Consider the following 21,614-nt stretch of genomic DNA (forward strand, 5'->3'; position numbering starts at 1 on the left):
GACTGTCATCATCCTACCGAATTCGAGGCTGGTCAGGTCGTGCGCATCCTACTGGGAGCCGCGCAGAATCTAGGCTTATCCGTAAAATGTCGGTTTTTTTCCACAGATGTTGGGGATAACTTGGCCACTCCACGTTACACCGAGGCGTCCATTCGCGTCCTGAAGGGGCTGGAGCCCGTGCGCCAGCGCCCGGGCATGTACACCCGCACCGAAAACCCGCTGCACGTTGTGCAAGAGGTCATTGATAACGCCGCAGACGAGGCCTTGGCCGGCTACGGCAAACAGATCCAGGTCACGCTGCACATTGATGGCAGCGTGTCCGTCGAGGACGACGGGCGGGGCATCCCCGTCGGTCTGCATCCCGAAGAAGGCGCTCCCGTTGTAGAGCTGGTCTTCACCCGCCTGCATGCGGGCGGCAAGTTCGACAAGGCAGGCGGCGGCGCCTACGCCTTTTCCGGCGGCCTGCACGGCGTGGGCGTGTCCGTCACCAACGCGCTGGCCACCCGGCTGGAAGTGGTGGTGTGGCGCGACGGCGCGGTCAACCGGCTGGTGTTCAAGGGCGGCGATGTCGCCGAACCCCTGGCGCCGTACGCCGAGGGCGGCCGCAAGAAGTCCGGCACCCGCGTGCGCGTCTGGCCGGATGCGAAATACTTCGACAGTCCCAACATCCCGTTGGGTGAACTGACGCACCTTTTGCGCAGCAAGGCCGTGCTGTTGCCGGGCGTTAAGGTCACGCTGATCAACGAGAAATCCGGCGACACCAAGACCTGGCAATACCAGGACGGCCTGCGCGGCTACCTGGCTGAAGCGCTGACCGGCGCCGAGCTGATGGTGCCGTTCTTCGAAGGCCAGCAGTATGCCGGCGCCGACCACGAGAACTTCGCCGAAGGCGAGGGCGCGCAGTGGGTGGTGGCCTGGACCGAAGACAGCAACGCCGTGCGCGAGTCCTACGTCAACCTGATTCCGACGCCTGCCGGCGGCACCCACGAATCCGGCTTGCGCGAAGGCCTGTTCGGCGCGGTCAAAGGCTTCGCCGAATTGCACAGCCTGCTGCCCAAGGGCGTGAAGCTGCTGCCTGAAGACGTGTTCGCGCGCGCCAGCTTTGTGCTGTCGGCCAAGGTGCTGGATCCGCAATTCCAGGGCCAGATCAAGGAACGCCTGAACAGCCGCGACGCGGTGCGCCTGGTGGGCGGCTTCTCCAAGAGCGCGCTGGACCTGTGGCTGCACAGCAATGTGGAATACGGCAAGAAGCTGGCCGAATTGGCGATCCGCCAGGCGCAGGCGCGCCAGCGTTCCGCCCAGAAGGTCGAAAAGCGCAAGAGTTCGGGCGTGGCGGTGCTGCCCGGCAAGCTGACCGACTGTGAATCCAGCGACGCGACCCGTACCGAAGTCTTCCTGGTCGAGGGCGACTCCGCAGGCGGTTCCGCCAAGATGGGCCGCGACAAGGAATTCCAGGCCATCCTGCCGCTGCGCGGCAAGGTGCTCAATTCCTGGGAAGTGGATCGCGACCGGCTGTTCGCCAACAATGAAATCCATGACATCTCCGTTGCGATCGGCGTGGATCCGCACGGCCCCGGCGATACGCCGGACCTGTCGGGCCTGCGCTACGGCCGCATCTGCATCCTGTCGGACGCTGACGTCGACGGCTCGCACATCCAGGTGCTGCTGCTGACCCTGTTCTACAAGCACTTTCCCAAGCTGGTCGAAGCCGGGAACGTCTATGTGGCCAAGCCGCCGCTGTTCCGCCTGGACGTGCCGGCGCAGGGCAAGCGCCCGGCCCGCAAGATCTATTGCCTGGACGAAGGCGAGCTTGAGGCCGCGCAGGACAAGCTGCGCAAGGAAGGCGTGCGCGAAGGCGCCTGGGCGGTCAGCCGCTTCAAGGGCCTGGGTGAAATGAACCCGGAACAGTTGTGGGAAACCACGATGAATCCGGACACGCGCCGCTTGCTGCCCGTGGGCTACGGCGATCAGACGCCGGAAGACACCACCCGCATGTTCGACATGCTGATGGGCAAGGGCGAGTCCTCGCAACGCCGCGCCTGGATCGAAGAAAAGGGCAACCTGGCGGAGCTGGATATCTGATGACGTCCGCCACGCCCGGCCAAGCCCGGATGACCGTCGACATGACGGCCGACGACTACGCGGAGTTCGCGGCGTACGTATACAAGCGCCCTGAACTGCGCCGCCGCCGCTACCGTTCCCACCTGCGCTTCGCCGTCCTGATGATCGTGGCCTTGCTGGCCTATCTGATGTGGCAGACCTGGGACGGCAAGGGGCCGGACTGGGGACGGATACTGCCCGTGTATTTCCAGGGCCTGGCCGTGGGACTGGGCATCCTGGCGCTGCTGGCGCTGGCCTACGAGTTCGCCTTGCCGCCGCTGGTCAGGATGAACACGCGGCGCATGCTGAAAAAGCAGCCTGACGACCTGTTCCTGGGCCGGCATCAGCTGGACTTCGGGCCCGAGGGCATCTCGGACACGACCGCAACCGCCTCGGGGCGCATGGAGTGGTCCGACATCCGCCGGGTGGAAGAGACCCCGCAGCACCTGTACGTCATCCTGGGCACCTTGCAAGGCGTGATCATTCCCAAGCGCGGCCAGGACGCCGCTACGTTGGAGGCGGTGCGCGCCCAATTGCGCGCGCACGTCGACGATACGCAGCTGGCGCCGTCCGCTTGAGGCGCATTGACGCCGTTTCGATGAATTTGTCTACCTGAAACCATCATGACCGACAGCAATCAACCCGGCTTGTTCGACCCCACTCCGCCTGACGGCGATGGCGACGCCAACGCGGCCATCACGCTGGCGCGCTATGCCGAACAGGCCTATCTGGACTACGCGGTTTCCGTCGTGCGGGGCCGCGCCTTGCCCGACGTCGGCGACGGGCAGAAACCCGTGCAACGCCGCATCTTGTTCGCCATGCAGGCGATGGGGCTGGCCGCAGGCGCCAAGCCCGTGAAGTCCGCGCGCGTCGTGGGCGACGTGCTGGGTAAATACCACCCGCACGGCGACCAGGCCGCCTACGACGCCATGGTGCGCATGGCGCAGGATTTTTCGCTGCGCTATCCGCTGATCGACGGCCAGGGCAACTTCGGTTCGCGCGACGGCGACAACGCCGCGGCGATGCGATACACCGAAGCGCGCCTGACGCCCATCGCCAAGCTGCTGCTGGACGAGCTGGACGAGGGCACGGTGGACTTCGTGCCCAACTACGACGGCAGCCAGCAAGAGCCGCAGATGCTGCCGGCGCGCTTGCCCGTGATGCTGCTGAATGGCGCCTCGGGCATCGCGGTCGGCATGGCCACTGAAATCCCGTCGCACAACCTGCGTGAAGTGGCCCAGGCCTGCGTGGCGCTGATCAAGCATCCGCAATTGCCGGACGAAGAACTGCACGCCATGATCCCCGGCCCGGACTTCGCCGGCGGTGGCCAGATCATCACGCCCGCCGCCGATATCGCGCAGATCTACCGCGCCGGCCGCGGTTCGCTGAAGGTACGGGCCCGCTGGCAGTTCGAGGAAATGGCGCGCGGCCAGTGGCAACTGGTGATCACCGAGCTGCCCCCGGGCACGTCGGGCCAGAAGGTCCTGGAAGAGATCGAGGAAATCACCAACCCGAAGGTCAAGTCCGGCAAGAAGAGCCTGACGCCCGAGCAGACGCAGGCCAAGGCGGTCATGCTGAACCTGCTGGACGCCGTGCGCGACGAATCCGGCAAGGACGCCGCGGTGCGCCTCGTCTTCGAACCGAAGACCTCGCGCGTGGACCGCGACGAATTCGTCAATACACTGCTGGCGCAGACCAGCATGGAAAGCAGCTCGTCGATCAACCTGGTGTGCATCGGCACCGACGGCCGGCCGCGCCAGAAGGGCCTGCGCGACATCCTGGTCGAGTGGGTGGCGTTCCGCACCAACACCGTGGTGCGCCGCACGCGCTTCCGCCTGGACAAGGTCACCGACCGCATCCACGTGCTGGAAGGCCGCATGCTGGTCTACCTGAACGTGGACGAAGTCATCCAGACCATCCGCGAATCGGACGAGCCGCGCGCCGCGCTGATGGAACGCTTCAAGCTGTCCGAACGCCAGGCCGAAGACATTCTGGAAATGCGCTTGCGCCAATTGGCCCGTCTGGAAGGCTTCAAGATCGAGCAGGAACTGGCTGACAAGCGTAAGGATCAGATCTCGTTGCAAGAGCTGCTGGACAACCCGAACACGCTCAAGCGCCTTTTGATCAAGGAAATCGAGGCTGACTCCAAGCAGTATGGCGACGACCGCCGCACCCTGATCGAGACGGCCGAACGCGCTGTGCTGGAAACCAAGGTGCTGGACGAGCCGGTCACGGTCATCGTGTCGCAAAAGGGCTGGCTGCGCGCCCGTCAGGGCCATGGCCACGACGCCTCGCAATTCGGCTTCAAGCAGGGCGACGACCTCTACGGCGCCTTTGAGTGCCGCACCACCGACACGCTGATTGCAATGGGCGACAACGGCCGGGTGTATTCCGTGCCGGTCGGGGGGCTGCCTTCGGCGCGTGGCGACGGCCAGCCGGTCACCACCATGATCGACCTGGAGTCCGGCACGCGCATCGTGCATACCATTGCCGCGGCGCCGGACACGCGTTGGCTGTTGGCCACCCGCGGCGGCTACGGCTTTGCCGCCAAGTTGTCCGACATGGTCAGCCGCCAGCGCGCCGGCAAGCAGTTCATCACCCTGGAAGAGGGCGACGAGATGCTGCGCCCGGTGCCGTTGTTCGACGGCGCCACGCAATTGGCCCTGCTGTCTGCCAAGGGCAAGTTCCTGGTCTTCGGTCTGGACGAGTGCAAGTCCCTGTCCGGCGGCGGCCGCGGCACCATCCTGATGGGCCTGGACGCCTCAGACAAGCTGGACCAGACGGTGCCGATCGGCGCCCGCGGCCTGCGCGCCACGGGCATCTACCGCAATAAGCTGACCGAAGACATCCTGGTCGGCGACGCGCTGGCGCCCTATGTGGGCAAGCGTGCGCGCAAGGGCCGACAGCTGGACGTGCGTCCCAAGCAGCCGGTGCTGTCGCCCGTTCTGGGGTGATGGCGGGCCGGCAGGGAGCGAATCCGCTCCCTGCCTGGCGACAAGGAAGGGCGGGCCGCAGGGCTCGCCTTTTTTTCTTGACCGGATCCAGGGTGCCGCTATTTAATAGATAGATCAGTCAGTCTATTAATTATTCATGCGCAAAACAGATCCCATCAAGCAGCAGGAACGCCGCCGCCATATCCTTGACGCCGCGGCGCATTGTTTTGCGGAGCACGGTTTCCACGCGACCTCCACTGCGCAGATCTGCGAGCGGGCGGCGATGAGCCCCGGCAATCTGTTCCATTACTACGCCAGCAAGGCCGACATCATCGAGGCGCTCGTCGCCTCCGACACCGACGACATCCGGTCCCGCATGCAGGCGGCCAGCGCGGCGCCCGATGCGCGCCAAGCGCTGCGTGAATGGGTCGACGGTCAACTGGCGCTGTATCAGGATCCGGTGTTTGTGCGCCTGGGCATGGAGGTGCTGGCCGAGGCAGTGCGCAATCCGCGCGTGCACGCATTGGTGATGGCAAACGAGGCCGAGCGCAAGACAGGCCTGCTGACCCTGCTGGAGGCGGTCTGGATGGGGCAGGCTGCCCCGCAGCCGCTGGCGGCCATGGCAGACGTGTTGTTGCTGCTGTTGGACGGCGTCTTCAGTCGGTCGGTGGTGGATCCCGCCTTCGGCGCCCGCGCCGCGGCCGACCTGTTGGGCGAGGCCGTGGAACGCAGCCTGCCGCCAGCCGCCTTGGCGGGCAACCGCGCCCCGCGCCGCCCGCAAGCGGGAAGGGGCCGAGCATGAGCGACGCCCGTCAGGACCCCGGCCGCCTGGCCCACGTGGACGCACTGCGCGGCTTTGCGCTCTTTGGCATTTTGATCGTGAACATCGGCGTTTTCTCGTCGCCGTTCTACGGCGCAGGAATGGCCGATCCGGCCTATTCCCGCCCGGTGGATCTGGCGGTGCGCTGGCTGATCGCGTGGCTGTTCGAAACCAAGTTCTATCTGCTGTTCTCGTTCCTGTTCGGCTATAGCTTCACCTTGCAGATGTCGGCGGCCGAACGCAGCCAGGCGGCGTTCGCGCCGCGCTTCCTGCGGCGGCTGGCGGGGCTGGCGCTGCTGGGCCTGGCGCATGCCGTGCTCTTCTATCAGGGCGACATCCTGCTGACCTACGCGCTGTTGGGCCTGGGGCTGCTGCTGTGCGGCAGGATGGACCCAAAACGCGCGTTGCGCGCCGCATTGTGGTTGATCGTACTGGCCGCGTCGGTCTGGGCGATTCTGGGCTTCTTGAGTTTCCTGGACCCGGTGCCCGCCGGCTACCAGGCGCTGTACAAGGCCGAGGCGCTGGCCTCCATCGAAGCCTACCGCGGCACCATCAGCACGACCATCGCGCAGCACATCAAGGAACTGACCGAGAGCGTCTGGTTCATGGTGCTGTTCGTGCAGGGGCCGTTCGCTTTTGCGATGTTCCTGGTCGGCTATGCGTTGGGGCGTCGCAATGCGCTTGCGGATCCCTGGCAGCAGCCGCGCGCGCTGGGGCTGTTGTGCGCATTGGGGGTGTTGCCGGGTCTGGCCGGGTCAGCGCTGTATGCGACGTCGTCGCTGCCGTTCGCTGGCGCAGCCTGGGAGCTTCCAGGACTGGCGGCGGACCTGCTGACCGCACCGTTGCTAAGCATGTCCTACGCCGCCGCCTTCTTGCTGGCCCTGCGGACAAGGGTTTTCGGGGCCGTGGGCGCATGGCTGGCGCCTGCCGGCCGGATGGCGCTGACGAACTATCTGATGCAGTCCGTCGTTTGCGCCTTCCTGTTCACGGGCTGGGGCCTGCGCCTGTTCGCGTCGGTGTCGCCCTTGGCGGCAACCGGCATCGCCGTAGCCATCTTCGCCGCGCAATTGCCCTTGTCCGCGTGGTGGATGCGCCACCACGCCTATGGCCCGGTGGAGTGGTTCCTGCGCGCGCTCACCATCGGGGCCGTGCCGCCCTGGCGGCGCGCGCGTGCAGGCTGATCAGGCCGTTCCCGGCCGCAACCGGCCAACCGGGGAGCCGCCGTCCCGGCGCCCCTGCCGCATCCACATGCCTGCCAGCAACAGCAGGGCGGGCAGGTAGACCCAGTGGTCTGACCAGCGCTGCGGGTTGGGCGCTTTGACTTCCAGCACGTCCCAGCCTTGCTCCCAGCCCGAGCGTTGGGCGCGGCTGCCGAAACGCACGCCGCCGATCTGGGTCTGGTCGCCCAGGCTCATCAGCGTCAGCCCGGCATCGGCCAGGCGCTGGCGTCCAACGGCAGGCGATGCGACATCAGGTGCGTCGACGCTCGACGCAGCGGCGCCCGACGCATCGGCGCCTGGCTCCAGCGCGGGCAGCGCCACGGCGACGGTCTTGGTCAGCTCGTCGCCTTCCAGGTTGATCCCCCGCAGCACCACGGTCAGCCGGCCGTTGTCCGGCATGGCGGCGGCGATCGTCAGCATGTCGGAGGCGGGACGGCTTTCGTATTGCGGAGCAAAATGGTCCATGAACCAGTCCGGGCGGAACAGCATGAACGTCGCCAGCAGCAGCACGCCGACTTCAGCCCACGTGCAGCGCGTGCGGAACCAGCGCATGGTGGCCGCGGCAAACGTCAACGACGCCAGGGTGGCGCCGGCCACGACCAGCGCCAGCTCCCATCCGTAATTGACGTCGATCAGCAGCAGCGCCGGATTGAACACGAACATAAACGGCAGGATGGCCGTGCGCGCCGCGTAGGTGACGCCCTGGATGCCGGTCTTGATCGGGTCTTCGCCCGATATCGCCGCCGCGGCGAACGTGGCCAACCCGACCGGCGGCGTGATGTCGGCCATGATGCCGTAATAGAACACGAACATGTGCACGGCGATCAGGGGGATGACCAGGCCGTTCTGCGCCCCCAGCTCCACCACGACCGGCGCCATCAGCGTCGCCATCAGGATGTAGTTCGCGGTCGTCGGCATGCCCAGTCCCAGGATCAGGCACACGAGCGCGGTGAAGATCAGCATCAGCAGCACGTTGCCCATCGACACCAGTTCGACGAATGCGGTCATGCGCAGGCCCAGCCCGGTCAGCGTGATGGCGCCGACGATCAGGCCGGCGGTGCCGCAGGCGATCGCGATACCAATCATGTTGCGCGCGCCTTCCTGCAGGCCGCCGATGGCGTCGCGCCAGCCCTGGCGCCAGGCCGGCGCCGCGTCCTGCTTGCGGAACCAGGCCATCAGCGGGCGCTGCGTCACCATCTGGAACAGCATGGCCATCGCCGCCCAGAACGCCGACAGGCCTGCGGACAGTTCCTCCACGCTCAGGCACCACACCAGGATGCCGATGGGGATCAGGAAATACAGTCCGGCGCGCACCGTGGGCCAGGGTTGCGGGCGCACGGGATGATTGATGTCGATGTCCTGCGGCAGGTCGGGATGCGCGGCGGCAACGCGCAATAGCCACAGGTAGAGCGCCGCCAGGATTGCCAGCAGCACCCAGATGGCCGCGGCGCCCGCCACGGCCTGCACGCCGGTGCCGATCCAATAGGCCGCGCCCATCACCAGCAGCGTGCCGCTGATCCCCATGCCCCAGCCCGCCAGTTTCTGCAGCGGCGTGCGTACGGGGCCCGTGGCCATCATCGGCTGGATGCCCAGCTTCAGGGCTTCAAGGTGGACGATATAGAACAGCGCGATGTAGGAGATCGCCGCCGGGAGGATCGCGTGGCGGATGATGTCGGTGTAGGGGATGCCGACGTACTCGATCATCAGGAAGGCTGCGGCCCCCATGACCGGGGGCATGATCTGCCCGTTGACCGAGGATGCGGTCTCGATCGCGCCGGCCCGCACACCGCCATAGCCGGCCTTCTTCATGAGGGGGATCGTGAAGATCCCGCCGGTGACCACGTTGGCCACCGAGGAGGCGGACACCAGCCCGTTGACTGCCGAGGACACCACGGCCACCTTGGCCGGCCCGCCGCGCAGATGGCCCAGCAGCGCGAACGAGACCTGCATCATGTAGTTGCCCGCACCGCACTTGTCCTAGCATCGAGCCCAGCAGCACGAAGATGAAGATGTAGGACACCGAGACGCCCAACGCCACGCCATACACGCCTTCAGTCGTCAGCCACATGTGCGACATCAGGCGCTCAAGCGACGCACCGCGGTGGGCCAGCACGTCAGGCAGCCACGGGCCCGCCAGCGCATAGGCCACGAACACCAGGCCGAGCACGGTCATGGGCAGGCCGAGCGCGCGGCGCGTGACTTCCAGCAGCAGCGCCAGGCCAATGACGGCCGTTGCCACATCCATCGGCGTGGGCTGTCCGGGGCGGCCGGCCAATTCGTTATAGAAGACGTACAGGTAGCTGCCGCAAAACCCGGCGGCCAACGCCAGGATCCAGTCGTACCAGGGCATGCGGTCGCGCGCGGCGCGTTTGCTGGCCGGATACGCCAGATACCCCAGGAACATCGCGATGCCCAGATGCAGCGCGCGCGCTTCCGTGTCGTTGAAGATGCCCCAGTTGAACGAGAACGGCAGCGGCGACGCATACCAGAGTTGGAAGACGGACCAGATCAGCGCGCCGGCCGCCAGCGTGGCGCCGGCAACGCCGCCCACGTTGCGGCCGCCGCGGTCGGCGTCGGCGACAAGCTGTTCCAGGTCCGGGGCCGGCGTGTGCGGCGCTTTAGTCATGAAATTCCCCTACGAGTCATGGCGCGCGCCGGCTAAGCGGCGCGCGTTGAATGCTGGCGCGCGGCGAGCGCGCGCTGGCCAGACCTTAGAGCAGGCCCTTTTCCTTGAAGTACTTCTCAGCGCCCGGATGCAGCGGCGCCGATAAGCCGTTCTTCACCATGTCCGCCGGCTTCAGATTCGCAAACGCAGGGTGGAGCTTTTTGAAGTCGTCGAAATTGTCGAACACCGCCTTGACCACGGTGTAGACCGTGGCGTCGGGCACATCGGCCGACGTGACGAAAGTGGCGGTGACCCCGTACGTCTTGGTTTCACCGGGGTTGTTCGGATACAGCCCGGCGGGAATCGTGGCGTGGGCGTAGTAGGGGTACTTTTCCACCAGCTTGTCCACCGCGGGCCCGGTCAGCGAAACGAGCTTGGCGCCGCAGCTCGTGGTGGGGTCCTGGATGTTGGCCGAAGGATGGCCGACGCCGTAGAAAAAGCCATCGATCTTGCCGTCGCACACGGCGGAACCGTGTTCGTCGGGGCGCAGTTCCGATGCCAGCGAAAAGTCCTTCAGCGTCCAGCCCATTGTTGCCAGCAGTTCCTCCATCGACGAGCGCGTGCCCGAGCCCGGATTGCCGACGTTGAAGCGCTTGCCCTTCAGGTCCTCGAAGCTCTTGATGTTCGCGTCTTTGCGCGCAACGACGGTGAAGGGCTCGGGGTGGATCGAAAACACCGACCGCAATTTCGGATAGGGTCCGGCCTGCTTGAACTGGCCCTCGCCGTTGTAGGCGTTGAAGCCGACGTCGGACTGCACCACGCCCAGGTCAAGTTCGCCGGCCTTGATGGTGTTGGCGTTGAATACCGAGCCGCCGGTGGATTCGACCGAGCAGCGGATGCCGTGCGTGGCTCGGTCTTTATTGACCAGGCGGCAGATGGCGCCGCCGGCGGCATAGTAGACGCCGGTGACGCCGCCCGTGCCGATGCTGACGAACTTCTGTTGGGCGGCGGCGGGTGCCGGCGCCATGGACAGCAATGCCGTGGCCACGCCGGCCGCGGCGAGCGTCCAGGCGTTGCGATGGCCCAAGGGATGTTTGACGGACGTGGTCATGCAAACTCCTTATGGGGTTTTTCCCCGTGATTTGCCGGTCTTTGCCGGCGGTTGGTCCACCCCGCGAGCCTGCGAGGCGTCCTGTACGAATCATCACGTGCCCGTGGGTGGCGGGCGGCGCGCGGCGGATCCCCTCGCTGCGCGCATGCAGGCCGGCGCTAGGCGCGGGCCTGTGCAATGGCGGCGTCGATGGCGCCAGCCAGGCGTTCGGTCAATTGGTCCAGTTCGTCGTTGGAAATGATGAAGGGCGGAGCAAGCAGCACGTGGTCGCCCTGGCGGCCGTCGATCGTGCCGCCCATCGGGTAGACCATCAGGCCGCGGGCCATGGCTTCGCGTTTGATCCGCGCATGCAGCGTCAACGCAGGGTCGAAGGTCTGCTTGGTCTCGCGGTCTTGCACCAGTTCGATGCCCATGAAGAGGCCCCGGCCGCGGATGTCGCCCACGTGCGGATGCGCGCCCAGCGCCTGTTCCAGCCGCTGTCGCAAGCCTGCGCCCTGTTCGCGCACCCGCGCCAGCAGGTTGTCGCGGCGGATCACGTCCTGCACGGCAAGCGAGGCGGCGCAGGCGATGGCGTGGCCCAGGTAGGTGTGGCCGTGCTGGAAAAAGCCGCTGCCTTGCTGCATGGAGTCCACGATGCGCTGTTGCGCCATCACCGCGCCGATGGGCTGATAGCCGCCGCCCAAGCCCTTGGCGATGGTGATCAGGTCCGGCACGATGCCTTCCTGCTCCACCGCGTAGAGCGTGCCGGTGCGGCCCATGCCGCACATCACTTCGTCGGCGATCAGCAGTACGCCATGGCGGTCGCAGACTTCACGGATCCGGCGGAAATAGCCGGGCACGGCCGTCACGGCGCCGGAGGTGGCGCCCACCACCGGCTCGGCCACGAAAGCCATCACGGTGCCGGCACCCAGCTTTTCAAAGGTCTGATCCAGTTCCAGGGCCAGCCGCTCGCCGTACTGTTCGCCGCTTTCGTCCGGGCGCTGGTCGCGATAGGCGTAGCAAGGCGAGACGTGTTCGACCTCGATCAGCAGTGGCGCGAATTGGGCGCGGCGCCAGGCGTTGCCGCCCACGGCCAACGCGCCCAGCGTATTGCCGTGATAGCTCTGGCGGCGCGCCACGATGTGGCGGCGTTCGGGCTGGCCGGTTTCCACGAAATATTGGCGCGCCATTTTTAACGCGGCCTCGACGGCTTCGGAGCCGCCCGAGACGAAGTAGGCATGCGAGATGCCGGCGGGCGCGTCGGCGACCAGGCGGTCGGCCAATTGCTCGGCCACTTCGGTCGTGAAGAAGCTGGTGTGGGCGTAAGCCAGCGCGTCGATCTGGGCGTGCATGGCGGCCTGGATGTCGGGGTGGTTGTGCCCCAGGCACGACACGGCCGCGCCGCCCGACCCGTCGAGATAGGCGCGGCCCGCGCTGTCGTGGATCCACACGCCCTGGCCGCGTACGGCGACAGGCGGCGTCTGGCGTAGGGAACGATGCAGGACGTGGGTTTGGCTCATGGGGATTCCGGGATGCGTGAGTGGGCGGTGGGAAATGGCGATGGTTGGACGGGAGCGCTCAGCCGGGCCGCCGCGCTGTAGGGGCGGTCCAGTAGACGTTGTCGGTGCGCAGGCGCGCTTCGACTTCCGTCAGGCGGTTCAGCACGTCGGCGCCGCCGCGGGCGGTCAGGCGCGCGATCAGGTGCTCGGCCAGGCCCAGCAGGCCTGCAGTGGTATGGAAGAACGAGCCGGGCCCTTGGCGCGCCGGGCGCGCCTGGACGCCATCGCGATCGGGCGGCGCGAAACGCAGCGTATGGCGGGCTTCCACGGCTAGCGGCGACAGTGGGTCGTCGGTCAAGGCGATCAGTGCGACGCCGCGCTGTGCGGCTTGGCGGGCCAGTTGCACGGTGGCCGTGGGGTAGGGCGCCTGAGAAATCACGATCAGCGCGTCGCCGGCGTCCAGGTTGTCGGCCTGTTCGGCGGGGGCGCCGCCCAGGCCGTCGATCAGCACGCTGTTGCGGCGCACCAGCTGATACGCATAGCGCATCTGGAACGCGATGCCGAACGCCGAACGGGTGCCCAGGAATCCGACCTGGCGGGCGTTCAGCAAGGTCTGCACCGCGGCATCGAATGCGCTCGACGGGTTCAAGGCGCATACCGAGCTCATCGCCTGGATCTGGTATTGCGTCAGCACGTCGTGGCCGGGCGCCCCGGCGGTGCCCGCGGCAGCCTGCAAGGCGGCTGCACGCTCACGCAGTCCGGGGTTGTGCGGCCCCGCAAGGGCCTGTTGGAACGGCTGACGGAAATCCTCGTAACTGGAATATCCGATTGCACGCGCCAGCCGCAGCATGGTGGCGGGCGCCACGCCAAGCGCCTGGGCTTGCCGGCGCATGGACCACAGGCCGACTTCAGCAGGATGCGCCACCACCCAGTGCGCTGCGCGTTGCAGCTCGGGCGGCAGGGATTCCAGCTTTTCCTGCAGGTTCAGGATGACTTCGGTGGGCAGGGGCATCGTGGGCATCGGCAAAAAAACAAATGATAAATCCTGATCCAAAGAAAAAACATATGTTTTATATAAGGATTTCCACTAGTCCATCCGGTGCGCGCCCCCCCCCCTTGCGGGGCCGCCGCCAAGTCCAGCAATCCTGCGGTCATCTTCTGCAATTCCGTGTTTATTTATTTACATCATGCAGGGGGTTTTTGTTTGACTCGAATAAATCGTGCGCATATCATTTGTGTAGAAATCAATTTTGATCGAACCTTTTAATTTCCATGAACAACGCCGCGCAATCCGATCCGACACAGCAGTACGACCTGCGCATTTTGCGTGCCCTGCGCCGCATCACGCGCTCGATCGCATTGCATTCGCGCCAGTTGTCCGCGGTCAGCCACATCACCGCGCCCCAACTGATGTGCTTGCGCACGGTGATGGCCAACGGTCCCATGACGGCCACCGCCATCAGCCGCGAGATGCACGTCAGCCCCAGCACGGTGGTCGGCATCCTGGACCGCCTGGAAGACAAAGGGTTCATCCGCCGCGAGCGCGGCCGTGAAGACCGCCGCATCGTCTTTGTCACGGCCACCGACACCGGCCGTGAACTGGCGCAAGGCGCGCCGTCGCCGTTGCAGAAGCACCTGGCCGACGCGCTGAACGCCTTGCCTGAACTTGAGCAAGCCACGATCACACTGTCGCTGGAACGCATCGTGGCGCTGATGGAGCAAGAAGGCCAGGCAGTCGCCGCGGAAGCGCACGGTGACGTGTCGTCGCCCATCCTTGAAGTGCCCACGGGCGGGGCACCCCCAGAATCGGGAATCGTTGCATGAAGACAATCGAACTGGATACAACAACTCTCTCAAGTGCCGTGGCGCCGGCGGTTCGCGCGCAGACCCATACGATGCGTCTGCCCGACCGCAAAGACGGCGCCGCCATTCACCGCCTCATTTCCGAGTGCCCGCCGCTCGACCTGAATTCCCTCTACGCCTACTTGCTCCTGTGTGAGCATTTCAGCGACACCTGCGTCATCGCCGAAAGTGCCGGCGGACGTATCGACGGTTTTATCTCCGCTTATGTGATCCCGACCCGGCCCGACGTGTTGTTCGTCTGGCAGGTCGCGGTGCACGCCCGCGCACGCGGCCACCGGTTGGCCCGCGCCATGCTTCGCGAACTCTTGCAGCGCAAGGGGCTCGCGCATGTTCGTCATCTTGAAACCACGGTGGGGCCTGACAACCAGGCATCGCGCCGCAGCTTTACCGGCCTGGCCGGCGAGCTGGGCGCCCACGTGTCCGAACAGCCGTTCTTCGACCGGCAATTGTTCGGGGGCGCGGACCATGACGACGAGATGCTGTTGAGGATAGGCCCGTTCGCATTGCCTGCCCCGTAGGGCGGCGCAACCCCAGCGGACTTATCGAAATACCGGGATGGCTTTGCCGATCCGAATGCGACCACGCATCCGGAGGGGAGCTGGCCGTCTGTCAACTTATGAGATGAAAGGGAGGATTAATCATATGGACTTGAAAATCTTTGACCGGATGGAGTCGGAGGTGCGGGGCTACATTCGGTCGTTTCCCGTGATATTCAGCCAGGCCCGAGGCTCGACGCTGATTGATGAGGACGGCACCGAATACATCGATTTCTTCAGCGGCGCAGGCACGCTGAACTACGGCCACAACAATCCTGTTCTCAAGGAAAAGCTGCTGGAATATGTACAGTCGGACGGCGTCGTCCACGGACTGGACATGGCCACCAGCGCGAAGAAGCGTTTCCTGGAGACGGTGGATCGCGTGCTGCTCAAGCCGCGCAACTGGCAATACACGCTGCAGTTCACCGGCCCCACCGGCACCAATGCCGTGGAAGCCGCGCTGAAGATCGCGCGCCAGGTCAAGGGCCGCCCCAATGTGATTTCGTTCACTCATGGTTTCCATGGCGTGAGCGGCGGTTCGCTGGCCGTGACGGCCAACATGAAGTTCCGCGATGCCTCGGGCTACGCGCTGGGCAACACGACATTCATGCCCTATGACGGCTACTTCGGTCCGGACGTGGACACCATGGCGTATCTGGAACGCATGCTGGAAGATCCCAGCAGCGGCATGGACAAGCCCGCCGCCGTCATCGTGGAAACGGTGCAAGGCGAGGGCGGCGTCAACGTGGCGACGCTGCGCTGGCTGAAAGAGCTGGAAAAGCTGTGCAAGCGCCACGACATGCTGCTGATCGTGGACGACATCCAGGTCGGCTGCGGCCGCACCGGTACGTTCTTCAGCTTCGAGGCCGCCGGCATCCGTCCGGACATCATCACGCTGTCGAAGTCGCTGTCCGGTTTCGGGCTGCCGATGTCGCTGGTGCTGATGAAGCCCGAGCTGGACATCTGGAAGCCGGGTGCTCACAGCGGCACGTTCCGCGGCAACAACCTGGCCTTCGTCACGGCGACGCAGGCGCTGGAAACCTATTGGGCCAACACGGCGTTCACCGCCGAGATCCAGCGCAAAGAGCGCCAGGTTCGCGATTGGCTGGAAAACCTCGTCCACAGCTATCCCAATGCCGGCTTGTCGGTGCGCGGCCGCGGCCTGATCCAGGGGCTGGTGTGCAACGCGACGCCCGCCTTGGCCAACCGCATCGCGCAGAACGCTTTCAAGAAGGGCGTCGTCATCGAGACCTCGGGCGCGCACGACGAAGTGCTGAAGCTGCTGCCTGCGTTGACGATCGAGGAAGAGCTGCTCAGCAAGGGCCTGGACGTGATCGAGGCCAGCGTGGCTGAAGCGCTGGCCGAAGAGGGGCAGTCTGCCCGCATTCTGAAATTTGGAGGAAAACGCCAATGATCGTACGCAACGTCAAAGATGTGATCGGCACCGCCGACGAAGTCCGCACCGACACCTGGGTCAGCCGCCGCGTGCTGCTGAAGAAGGACGGAATGGGCTTTTCCTTCCACGAGACCACCATCTTCCCGGGCGGCCGTACGCACATCCACTACAAGAACCATCTTGAAGCGGTGTGGTGCATTGAAGGCGACGGCTCCATCGAGACCATCGCCGACGGCAAGAAGTACGACCTGGGCCCCGGCGTGGTCTACGCCCTGAACGACAACGACGAGCACTGGCTGTGCGGCGGCAAAGAGCCGTTGCGCGTCATCTGCGTCTTCAACCCGCCGCTGACGGGTCAGGAAGTGCATGACAAAGAGGGCGTCTACGCCCTGCCTGAAGCCCAAGCCAAAGCGGCCTGAACAAGACAAGGAGGTTCGCATGATCTCACCTGCACAGGATCCGTACGCCTCCCGTACGGATCGAAGTTCCGCCATCATCGCCCGTCAGGATCCGGTGGTCTATGAAGACGGCCAGTACGCCAACGCCCTGTCCGGCGAGCAAGTCGGCCAGTACGAGCGCGACGGTTTCCTCTTGCTTGAAAACCTGTTCTCGGAAGCCGAGATCCGCGCCTTGTCGTCCGAGGTCGAGCGCATGACGCGCGACCCGTCGATCATCCGGCGCGAAGAGTCCATCACCGAGCCCGGCAGCAATGCCGTGCGTTCCATCTTCATGGTGCATGTGCTGAACCCCGTGCTGTCGCGCCTGGTGCGCGACCCTCGGCTGGTCAATGTGGCGCGCCAGATCCTCGGGTCCGAGGTCTACATCCACCAATCGCGCGCCAACATGAAGCCGGGCTTCAAGGGCAAGGAGTTCTACTGGCACTCCGATTTCGAGACCTGGCACGTCGAAGACGGCATGCCCTCGATGCGCGCGCTCAGCTGCTCGGTGCTGTTGACCGACAACAACGAGTGCAACGGCCCGCTGATGCTGGTGCCCGGTTCGCATCGGCAGTTCATTTCGTGCGTTGGCGAAACCCCGAACGAGCATTACAAGCAATCGCTGAAGAAGCAGGAGTATGGCGTGCCGGACCCGGTCAGCCTGCAATTGCTGGTGGAGCAGGGCGGCATCCGCTCCATGACGGCCAAGGCCGGTTCGGTGGTGTTCTTCGACTGCAACACGATGCACGGCTCGAACAGCAACATCTCGCCGTGGCCGCGCGCCAACGTGTTCATGGTCTACAACAGCATGGAAAACACCTTGAATCCACCCAAGTACGGACTGACGCCGCGTCCTGAACATATCGCGACGCGCAAGGGGTTCAAGGCGGTGACGCCGCTGGATACCTTGAAGCTGGTCGGCGGCTAGGCTGTACAGCCTGCCGGCGCATTCGGAACCCGGGCCTGTGCGCCCGGGTTTTTTCATTGCCGAGCCGCCTCAAGATGAAAACGCCCCCTGGGGCAGCAAGCCGGAGGCGCAGCATGGGGGGCATTTTTCCTGCCCGCGCCTGGGGCAGATCCCAGGGCGAAGAGGGGACGCTCTCTGCTATCCTTTCGCGCATTCTTCGCTGACTTTTCGCCGCCATGTCCGCCCGTATCCTCAGCTTGCATATCTACCCGATCAAATCCTGCGCAGGCATCGACCTGGCGGAATCCCCCATCGACCGGGCCGGCTTGGCCCAAGACCGGCGCTGGATGTTGATCAGCGCCGACGGCCAATTCATGACCCAGCGGCAATGGCCCGCGATGGCGCTGATCCGCACCGCGCTCACGGCCGACGCGTTGCGCCTGTCCGCGCCGGGCATGGCTGACCTGGATGTGCCGTTGGATGGGTCCGGCCTGGAGCCGGGGGCGGAAACCGTGGCGGTCTGGAGCGACACCATTTCCGCCCAGCGCGAAAGCGCGGCAGTCGGGCAGTGGTTTTCCGATTTCCTCAAGACGCCTTGCCGCCTGCTCAAGGTGGACACGGCTGCCCAGCGCAACGCCAAGCCCGACTGGGTGTTCCGCTGGGTCGATGCGCATCCCGATCTGGCGGAGACGTTCGCCGGGGAACACCACTTCGGCTTTGCCGACGGCTTTCCCCTGCTGATCGCCAACCAGGCCTCGCTTGATGATTTGAACGTCCGCTTGCAAGCCAAGGGCGTGGCGCCCGTGCCGATGGACCGTTTCCGGCCCAATATCGTGGTCGAGGGCGAATGGGAACCCTTCGAGGAAGACCATACGGCCATGATCACCGCCGCCGGGGTCAAGATGGCGTTCGTCAAACCCTGCACGCGGTGTTCGATCCCCGATATCGATCAGCGTACAGCGCAGCAGTACGAAGAGCCCGGGCGCACGCTAGCGGGCTACCGGAATCTGGAAATTGGGGTGGTGTTCGGCCAGAACGCCATTCTGGATGCACCGGCCGGCGCGCGTCTGAAGGTCGGCGACGCGGTCGAGATCGAACTGGATTTCTAGGCGCGCGGGCGGGCGCTGTTTCCGCCTATGCTGCGAAGTCGGCCGCCTGCGCGATGGCATGGCGGACGTCCCGGTGCGGCAAAAATTATAGAATACCGGGTTCCAACGGCAATACCGGATGCCGGGCATCACTTAGCAACGCTTCGCGGACCGGGCCGCGAACCAGGATATTTCTATCATGCAACGCATCATGCTGCGGGCAAAGCTACACCGCGTCACGGTCACCGAAGCCGACCTTCATTACGAAGGGTCTTGTGGCATCGACGAAGACCTGCTGGACGCTGCCGGCATGCGCGAGTTCGAACGCATCGAACTCTACAACGTCACCAACGGCGAACGTTTCGACACGTACATCATCAAGGCGGCCCGCGGTAGCGGCGCCATCTCGCTGAACGGCGCAGCGGCCCGTCGGGCCCAGGTCGGCGATCTGCTGATCATCTGCACCTACGGCCCGATGTCCGAAGCCGATTCCGCCACGCATAAGCCGCAAGTGGTGCTGGTAGACGACGCAAACCGCGTCAAGGAAATCCGCAAGTTCCCGGCCTGACGCCGGGCCGGGCGCAGCGCCGCTTCCGGTCAGGCCGGAAGACGCTGCGTCAACTCAGAACCGTTTCATCATGAGCTTCCAGGTCACCATTCAACCCAGCAAGCATCAATTCCCGGTCGAGCCCGGCCAGACCGTGCTCGACGGCGCCTTGGCTGCCGGCATCGTGCTGCCTTACAGCTGTCGCAACGGCGCGTGCTCCACCTGCAAGGGCAAAGTGGTGTCCGGGGAGTTCGACGCCGGGCAATATCCTGCCCAGATCCTGTCGCCCGAGGAACTGGCCGACGGCTATACGCTGTTCTGCCAGGCCCGTCCCGGGTCGGACATGGTGGTCGAATCCACCGAAGTCCGCCTGGCCAGCGACATCCAGATCCGCAAGCTGCCGTCGCGCGTGCAGACGCTTGAGCGCGTGGCGCCCGACGTCACCGTCATCAAGCTGCAGCTGCCGGCCTCGGAACAGTTCCGCTATTACGCGGGGCAGTACATCGAAGTCATCCTGAAGGACGGCCGCCGCCGCAGCTATTCCATGGCCGGCGCCCCGCACACCGGCAGCCCGCTGGAACTGCACATCCGGCACATGCCGGGTGGGCTGTTCACCGACCACGTCTTCGGCGCGGGCGACACGCAGATGAAAGAGCGCGAGATCCTGCGCCTGGAAGGCCCGTTCGGCTCGTTCTTCCTGCGCGAAGACAGCGACAAGCCGATCGTGCTGCTGGCCAGCGGTACGGGGTTCGCCCCGGTGAAGGCCATCGTGGAGCACATGATCCACAAGAACATCAGCCGCCCGGTCACCCTGTACTGGGGCGGCCGCCGTCCGCGCGACCTGTATATGGACGCGCTGGCGCAATCCTGGTCGAGCCTGCTGCCGGGGTTCACCTATGTCCCGGTCGTGTCCAACGCGCTGCAGGAAGACGGTTGGACGGGCCGCACCGGTTTCGTCCACGAGGCCGTGATGCAGGACATCGCCGACATGTCCGGCCACCAGGTCTACGCCTGCGGCACGCCGCTGATGGTTGACGCCGCCCGCCGCGAGTTCAGCGCGCAGAACGGCCTGCCGCCGGAAGAGTTCTACGCGGACGCCTTCACGTCCGAAGCCGACCTGGCGAAAGCCGCGTCGTAACTGGACCAGCACGAAGCAAGGGGGTGGAATTCACAAGCGGAAAAGGCTCGTGACTTCCGCCCCTTTTTTATCCATAGGCGAAGGCAAATCGGCGGGGTAAACTGCCCTGGCAGCGGCTTGCCAAGGGGGCGGACATCGGGTCCGTGAGCCGATTTGGCACGCAAGGAGCAATGCGGGCATGAAAGTAGCGGTATTGGGTAGCGGCATTATCGGAATCTCCAGCGCCTGGTGGCTAAGCCAGGCCGGCCATGACGTCGTGGTCATTGATCGCTGCACCGGTCCCGCGCAGGAAACCAGCCTGGCCAACGGCGCGCAGATCTCGGTCTCGTATGCCGAACCCTGGGCCAATCCGCAGGCTCCGCTCAAGCTGCTCAAATGGATGTTCCAGGACGACGCGCCGTTGCTGTTCCGCCCGCAACTGGATTGGCGGCAATGGATGTGGGGCTTGGCGTTCCTGCGCGAATGCCTGCCCAGCCGCCTGGCGCCGAATATCCGCGCCATGGTCCGCATGGCGGAATACAGCCGCGCCACCCTGCGCGGCATGCGCGCCGAGCTGGGCATCGAATACGACCACCTTGAACGCGGCATCCTGAATTTCTACCGCGACCCGCACGAATTCGAAAATTCCCAGCGCGCCGCCGGGCTGATGCGCGATTTCGGCGTCGAGCGCCGTGTGGTCTCGGCCGACGAGGTCATCGCCATCGAACCCGCCCTGGCGCCGCATCGGCAAACGATCGTCGGGGGCGACTACACCCCCGAAGACGAAAGCGGCGACGTGCACCTGTTCACGGTCGCGCTGGCCGAACGCTGCGCCCGCGCCGGCGTCGAATTCCGCTACAGCACGCGGGCGACCCGGCTTTTGACCCAGGGCGGCACCGTGCAGGGCGTCGAAGTCATTGAGCCCGATGGCCGCTACGGTTCGGTCTCGGCCGACGCCTACGTCGTCGCCATGGGCAGTTTCAGCCCCAACATGCTGCGCCCGCTCGGCATCCCCTGCAACGTCTATCCCGCCAAGGGCTATTCGGCGACCTTCCCGGTGTTGAAACCGGAAGCCACGCCCACGGTGAGCCTGACGGACAGCAGCCACAAAATCGTGTTCTCGCGCCTGGGCGACCGGCTGCGCATGGCCGGCACGGCAGAGCTCTCGGGATACTCCCGGGGCCTGAACACCAGCCGTTGCGAAGCCTTGACCCGCCTGGCGCAAGAACTCTTTCCCGACGCACTCGATTTCGGGCGCGTCAGCTATTGGTCGGGCTTGCGCCCGTCCACTCCCTCGAATGTGCCCATCATCGGCCGTAGCCGTATCCCCAATTTGTATATCAATACGGGACACGGTACGCTTGGCTGGACGATGGGTGTTGGCTCAGGCCGGGCATTGGCCGATCTGCTTAGCGGACGGCGGCCAGAACCGGAATTCCCTTTTCTTGGTCTGTGA

The 21,614-nt window shown here is 65.3% G+C and carries 17 protein-coding genes and 1 pseudogene; 14 read left to right on the forward strand and 4 right to left on the reverse strand.

Annotated features, from left to right (window positions below):
* Positions 1-120: 120 nt before the first annotated feature.
* The 5 genes from parE (at position 121) to CEY09_RS26770 (ending at position 7,034) form a co-directional block, all read left to right on the forward strand.
* Positions 121-2,082 carry a DNA topoisomerase IV subunit B gene (parE, locus tag CEY09_RS26750; RefSeq protein WP_088590933.1) on the forward strand — a complete coding sequence of 654 codons (1,962 nt, stop codon included), beginning with the start codon at positions 121-123 and terminating at the stop codon, positions 2,080-2,082.
* Positions 2,082-2,678 carry a YcxB family protein gene (locus CEY09_RS26755; protein ID WP_088590934.1) on the forward strand — a complete coding sequence of 199 codons (597 nt, stop codon included), beginning with the start codon at positions 2,082-2,084 and terminating at the stop codon, positions 2,676-2,678. The genes parE and CEY09_RS26755 overlap by 1 nt, the downstream gene beginning before the upstream one ends.
* Positions 2,679-2,723: 45 nt before the next feature.
* Positions 2,724-5,054, forward strand: a complete 2,331-nt coding sequence (parC, locus tag CEY09_RS26760; RefSeq protein WP_088590935.1) for a DNA topoisomerase IV subunit A — start codon at positions 2,724-2,726, stop codon at positions 5,052-5,054.
* A 136-nt stretch (positions 5,055-5,190) separates the two neighbouring features.
* Positions 5,191-5,835: a TetR/AcrR family transcriptional regulator gene (locus CEY09_RS26765; protein WP_088590936.1), complete on the forward strand. Its 645-nt coding sequence runs from the start codon at positions 5,191-5,193 to the stop codon at positions 5,833-5,835.
* Positions 5,832-7,034 (forward strand): DUF418 domain-containing protein, encoded by a 1,203-nt coding sequence (locus tag CEY09_RS26770; protein ID WP_088590937.1) that lies wholly within the window; start codon positions 5,832-5,834, stop codon positions 7,032-7,034. The genes CEY09_RS26765 and CEY09_RS26770 overlap by 4 nt, the downstream gene beginning before the upstream one ends.
* Here the strand turns inward: CEY09_RS26770 and CEY09_RS26775 are convergent.
* The 4 genes and pseudogenes from CEY09_RS26775 to CEY09_RS26790 form a co-directional block, all read right to left on the reverse strand.
* Positions 7,035-9,699, reverse strand: a pseudogene (locus CEY09_RS26775) (TRAP transporter permease). It abuts the gene before it with no gap.
* Positions 9,700-9,784: 85 nt separating this feature from the next.
* Complete coding sequence (locus tag CEY09_RS26780; protein ID WP_088590938.1) at positions 9,785-10,789, reverse strand: TAXI family TRAP transporter solute-binding subunit; 1,005 nt, start codon at positions 10,787-10,789, stop codon at positions 9,785-9,787.
* A gap of 158 nt (positions 10,790-10,947) precedes the next feature.
* A complete protein-coding gene (locus CEY09_RS26785; RefSeq protein ID WP_088590939.1) occupies positions 10,948-12,288 on the reverse strand; it encodes an aspartate aminotransferase family protein in 1,341 nt (446 codons plus the stop codon).
* Positions 12,289-12,346: 58 nt separating this feature from the next.
* Positions 12,347-13,279, reverse strand: coding sequence for a MurR/RpiR family transcriptional regulator (locus tag CEY09_RS26790; RefSeq protein WP_088590970.1), 933 nt, complete (start codon positions 13,277-13,279; stop codon positions 12,347-12,349).
* A gap of 260 nt (positions 13,280-13,539) precedes the next feature.
* Here CEY09_RS26790 and CEY09_RS26795 point away from each other — a divergent pair, with 260 nt between their 5' ends.
* The 9 genes from CEY09_RS26795 (at position 13,540) to CEY09_RS26835 (ending at position 21,614) form a co-directional block, all read left to right on the forward strand.
* Positions 13,540-14,091 (forward strand): MarR family winged helix-turn-helix transcriptional regulator, encoded by a 552-nt coding sequence (locus tag CEY09_RS26795; RefSeq protein ID WP_006227529.1) that lies wholly within the window; start codon positions 13,540-13,542, stop codon positions 14,089-14,091.
* Positions 14,088-14,648, forward strand: a complete 561-nt coding sequence (gene ectA / locus CEY09_RS26800) for a diaminobutyrate acetyltransferase (RefSeq protein ID WP_006227528.1) — start codon at positions 14,088-14,090, stop codon at positions 14,646-14,648. Before CEY09_RS26795 ends, ectA begins: the two co-directional genes overlap by 4 nt.
* Positions 14,649-14,772: 124 nt before the next feature.
* Positions 14,773-16,080, forward strand: a complete 1,308-nt coding sequence (gene ectB / locus CEY09_RS26805) for a diaminobutyrate--2-oxoglutarate transaminase (RefSeq protein WP_088590940.1) — start codon at positions 14,773-14,775, stop codon at positions 16,078-16,080.
* Positions 16,077-16,481, forward strand: a complete 405-nt coding sequence (locus CEY09_RS26810) for an ectoine synthase (RefSeq protein WP_006227526.1) — start codon at positions 16,077-16,079, stop codon at positions 16,479-16,481. The genes ectB and CEY09_RS26810 overlap by 4 nt, the downstream gene beginning before the upstream one ends.
* A 19-nt stretch (positions 16,482-16,500) precedes the next feature.
* Positions 16,501-17,427, forward strand: coding sequence for an ectoine hydroxylase (gene thpD / locus CEY09_RS26815; protein ID WP_006227525.1), 927 nt, complete (start codon positions 16,501-16,503; stop codon positions 17,425-17,427).
* 215 nt (positions 17,428-17,642) lie between these two features.
* Entirely contained in the window at positions 17,643-18,515 is an 873-nt protein-coding gene (locus tag CEY09_RS26820; protein WP_088590941.1) for an MOSC domain-containing protein, read from the forward strand.
* Between the two features lie 178 nt (positions 18,516-18,693).
* Positions 18,694-19,062, forward strand: a complete 369-nt coding sequence (gene panD / locus CEY09_RS26825; protein WP_006224022.1) for an aspartate 1-decarboxylase — start codon at positions 18,694-18,696, stop codon at positions 19,060-19,062.
* Positions 19,063-19,132: 70 nt separating this feature from the next.
* A complete protein-coding gene (locus CEY09_RS26830; RefSeq protein ID WP_006224021.1) occupies positions 19,133-20,179 on the forward strand; it encodes a CDP-6-deoxy-delta-3,4-glucoseen reductase in 1,047 nt (348 codons plus the stop codon).
* A gap of 178 nt (positions 20,180-20,357) precedes the next feature.
* Positions 20,358-21,614 (forward strand): D-amino acid dehydrogenase, encoded by a 1,257-nt coding sequence (locus CEY09_RS26835; protein ID WP_088590942.1) that lies wholly within the window; start codon positions 20,358-20,360, stop codon positions 21,612-21,614.

This window comes from Achromobacter marplatensis (assembly GCF_002209535.1).
In the GTDB taxonomy this organism is placed as follows: domain Bacteria; phylum Pseudomonadota; class Gammaproteobacteria; order Burkholderiales; family Burkholderiaceae_B; genus Achromobacter; species Achromobacter marplatensis.

Excerpts from the sequence above, each read along its gene's own strand:
- CEY09_RS26755 (WP_088590934.1), top strand. The coding sequence starts at position 2,082 with ATGACGTCCGCCACGCCCGGCCAAGCCCGGATGACCGTCGACATGACG.
- parC (WP_088590935.1), top strand. The coding sequence starts at position 2,724 with ATGACCGACAGCAATCAACCCGGCTTGTTCGACCCCACTCCGCCTGAC.
- CEY09_RS26765 (WP_088590936.1), top strand. The coding sequence starts at position 5,191 with ATGCGCAAAACAGATCCCATCAAGCAGCAGGAACGCCGCCGCCATATC.
- CEY09_RS26770 (WP_088590937.1), top strand. The coding sequence starts at position 5,832 with ATGAGCGACGCCCGTCAGGACCCCGGCCGCCTGGCCCACGTGGACGCA.
- CEY09_RS26780 (WP_088590938.1), bottom strand. The coding sequence starts at position 10,789 with ATGACCACGTCCGTCAAACATCCCTTGGGCCATCGCAACGCCTGGACG.
- CEY09_RS26785 (WP_088590939.1), bottom strand. The coding sequence starts at position 12,288 with ATGAGCCAAACCCACGTCCTGCATCGTTCCCTACGCCAGACGCCGCCT.
- CEY09_RS26790 (WP_088590970.1), bottom strand. The coding sequence starts at position 13,279 with ATGCCCCTGCCCACCGAAGTCATCCTGAACCTGCAGGAAAAGCTGGAA.
- CEY09_RS26795 (WP_006227529.1), top strand. The coding sequence starts at position 13,540 with ATGAACAACGCCGCGCAATCCGATCCGACACAGCAGTACGACCTGCGC.
- ectA (WP_006227528.1), top strand. The coding sequence starts at position 14,088 with ATGAAGACAATCGAACTGGATACAACAACTCTCTCAAGTGCCGTGGCG.
- ectB (WP_088590940.1), top strand. The coding sequence starts at position 14,773 with ATGGACTTGAAAATCTTTGACCGGATGGAGTCGGAGGTGCGGGGCTAC.
- CEY09_RS26810 (WP_006227526.1), top strand. The coding sequence starts at position 16,077 with ATGATCGTACGCAACGTCAAAGATGTGATCGGCACCGCCGACGAAGTC.
- thpD (WP_006227525.1), top strand. The coding sequence starts at position 16,501 with ATGATCTCACCTGCACAGGATCCGTACGCCTCCCGTACGGATCGAAGT.
- CEY09_RS26820 (WP_088590941.1), top strand. The coding sequence starts at position 17,643 with ATGTCCGCCCGTATCCTCAGCTTGCATATCTACCCGATCAAATCCTGC.
- panD (WP_006224022.1), top strand. The coding sequence starts at position 18,694 with ATGCAACGCATCATGCTGCGGGCAAAGCTACACCGCGTCACGGTCACC.
- CEY09_RS26830 (WP_006224021.1), top strand. The coding sequence starts at position 19,133 with ATGAGCTTCCAGGTCACCATTCAACCCAGCAAGCATCAATTCCCGGTC.
- CEY09_RS26835 (WP_088590942.1), top strand. The coding sequence starts at position 20,358 with ATGAAAGTAGCGGTATTGGGTAGCGGCATTATCGGAATCTCCAGCGCC.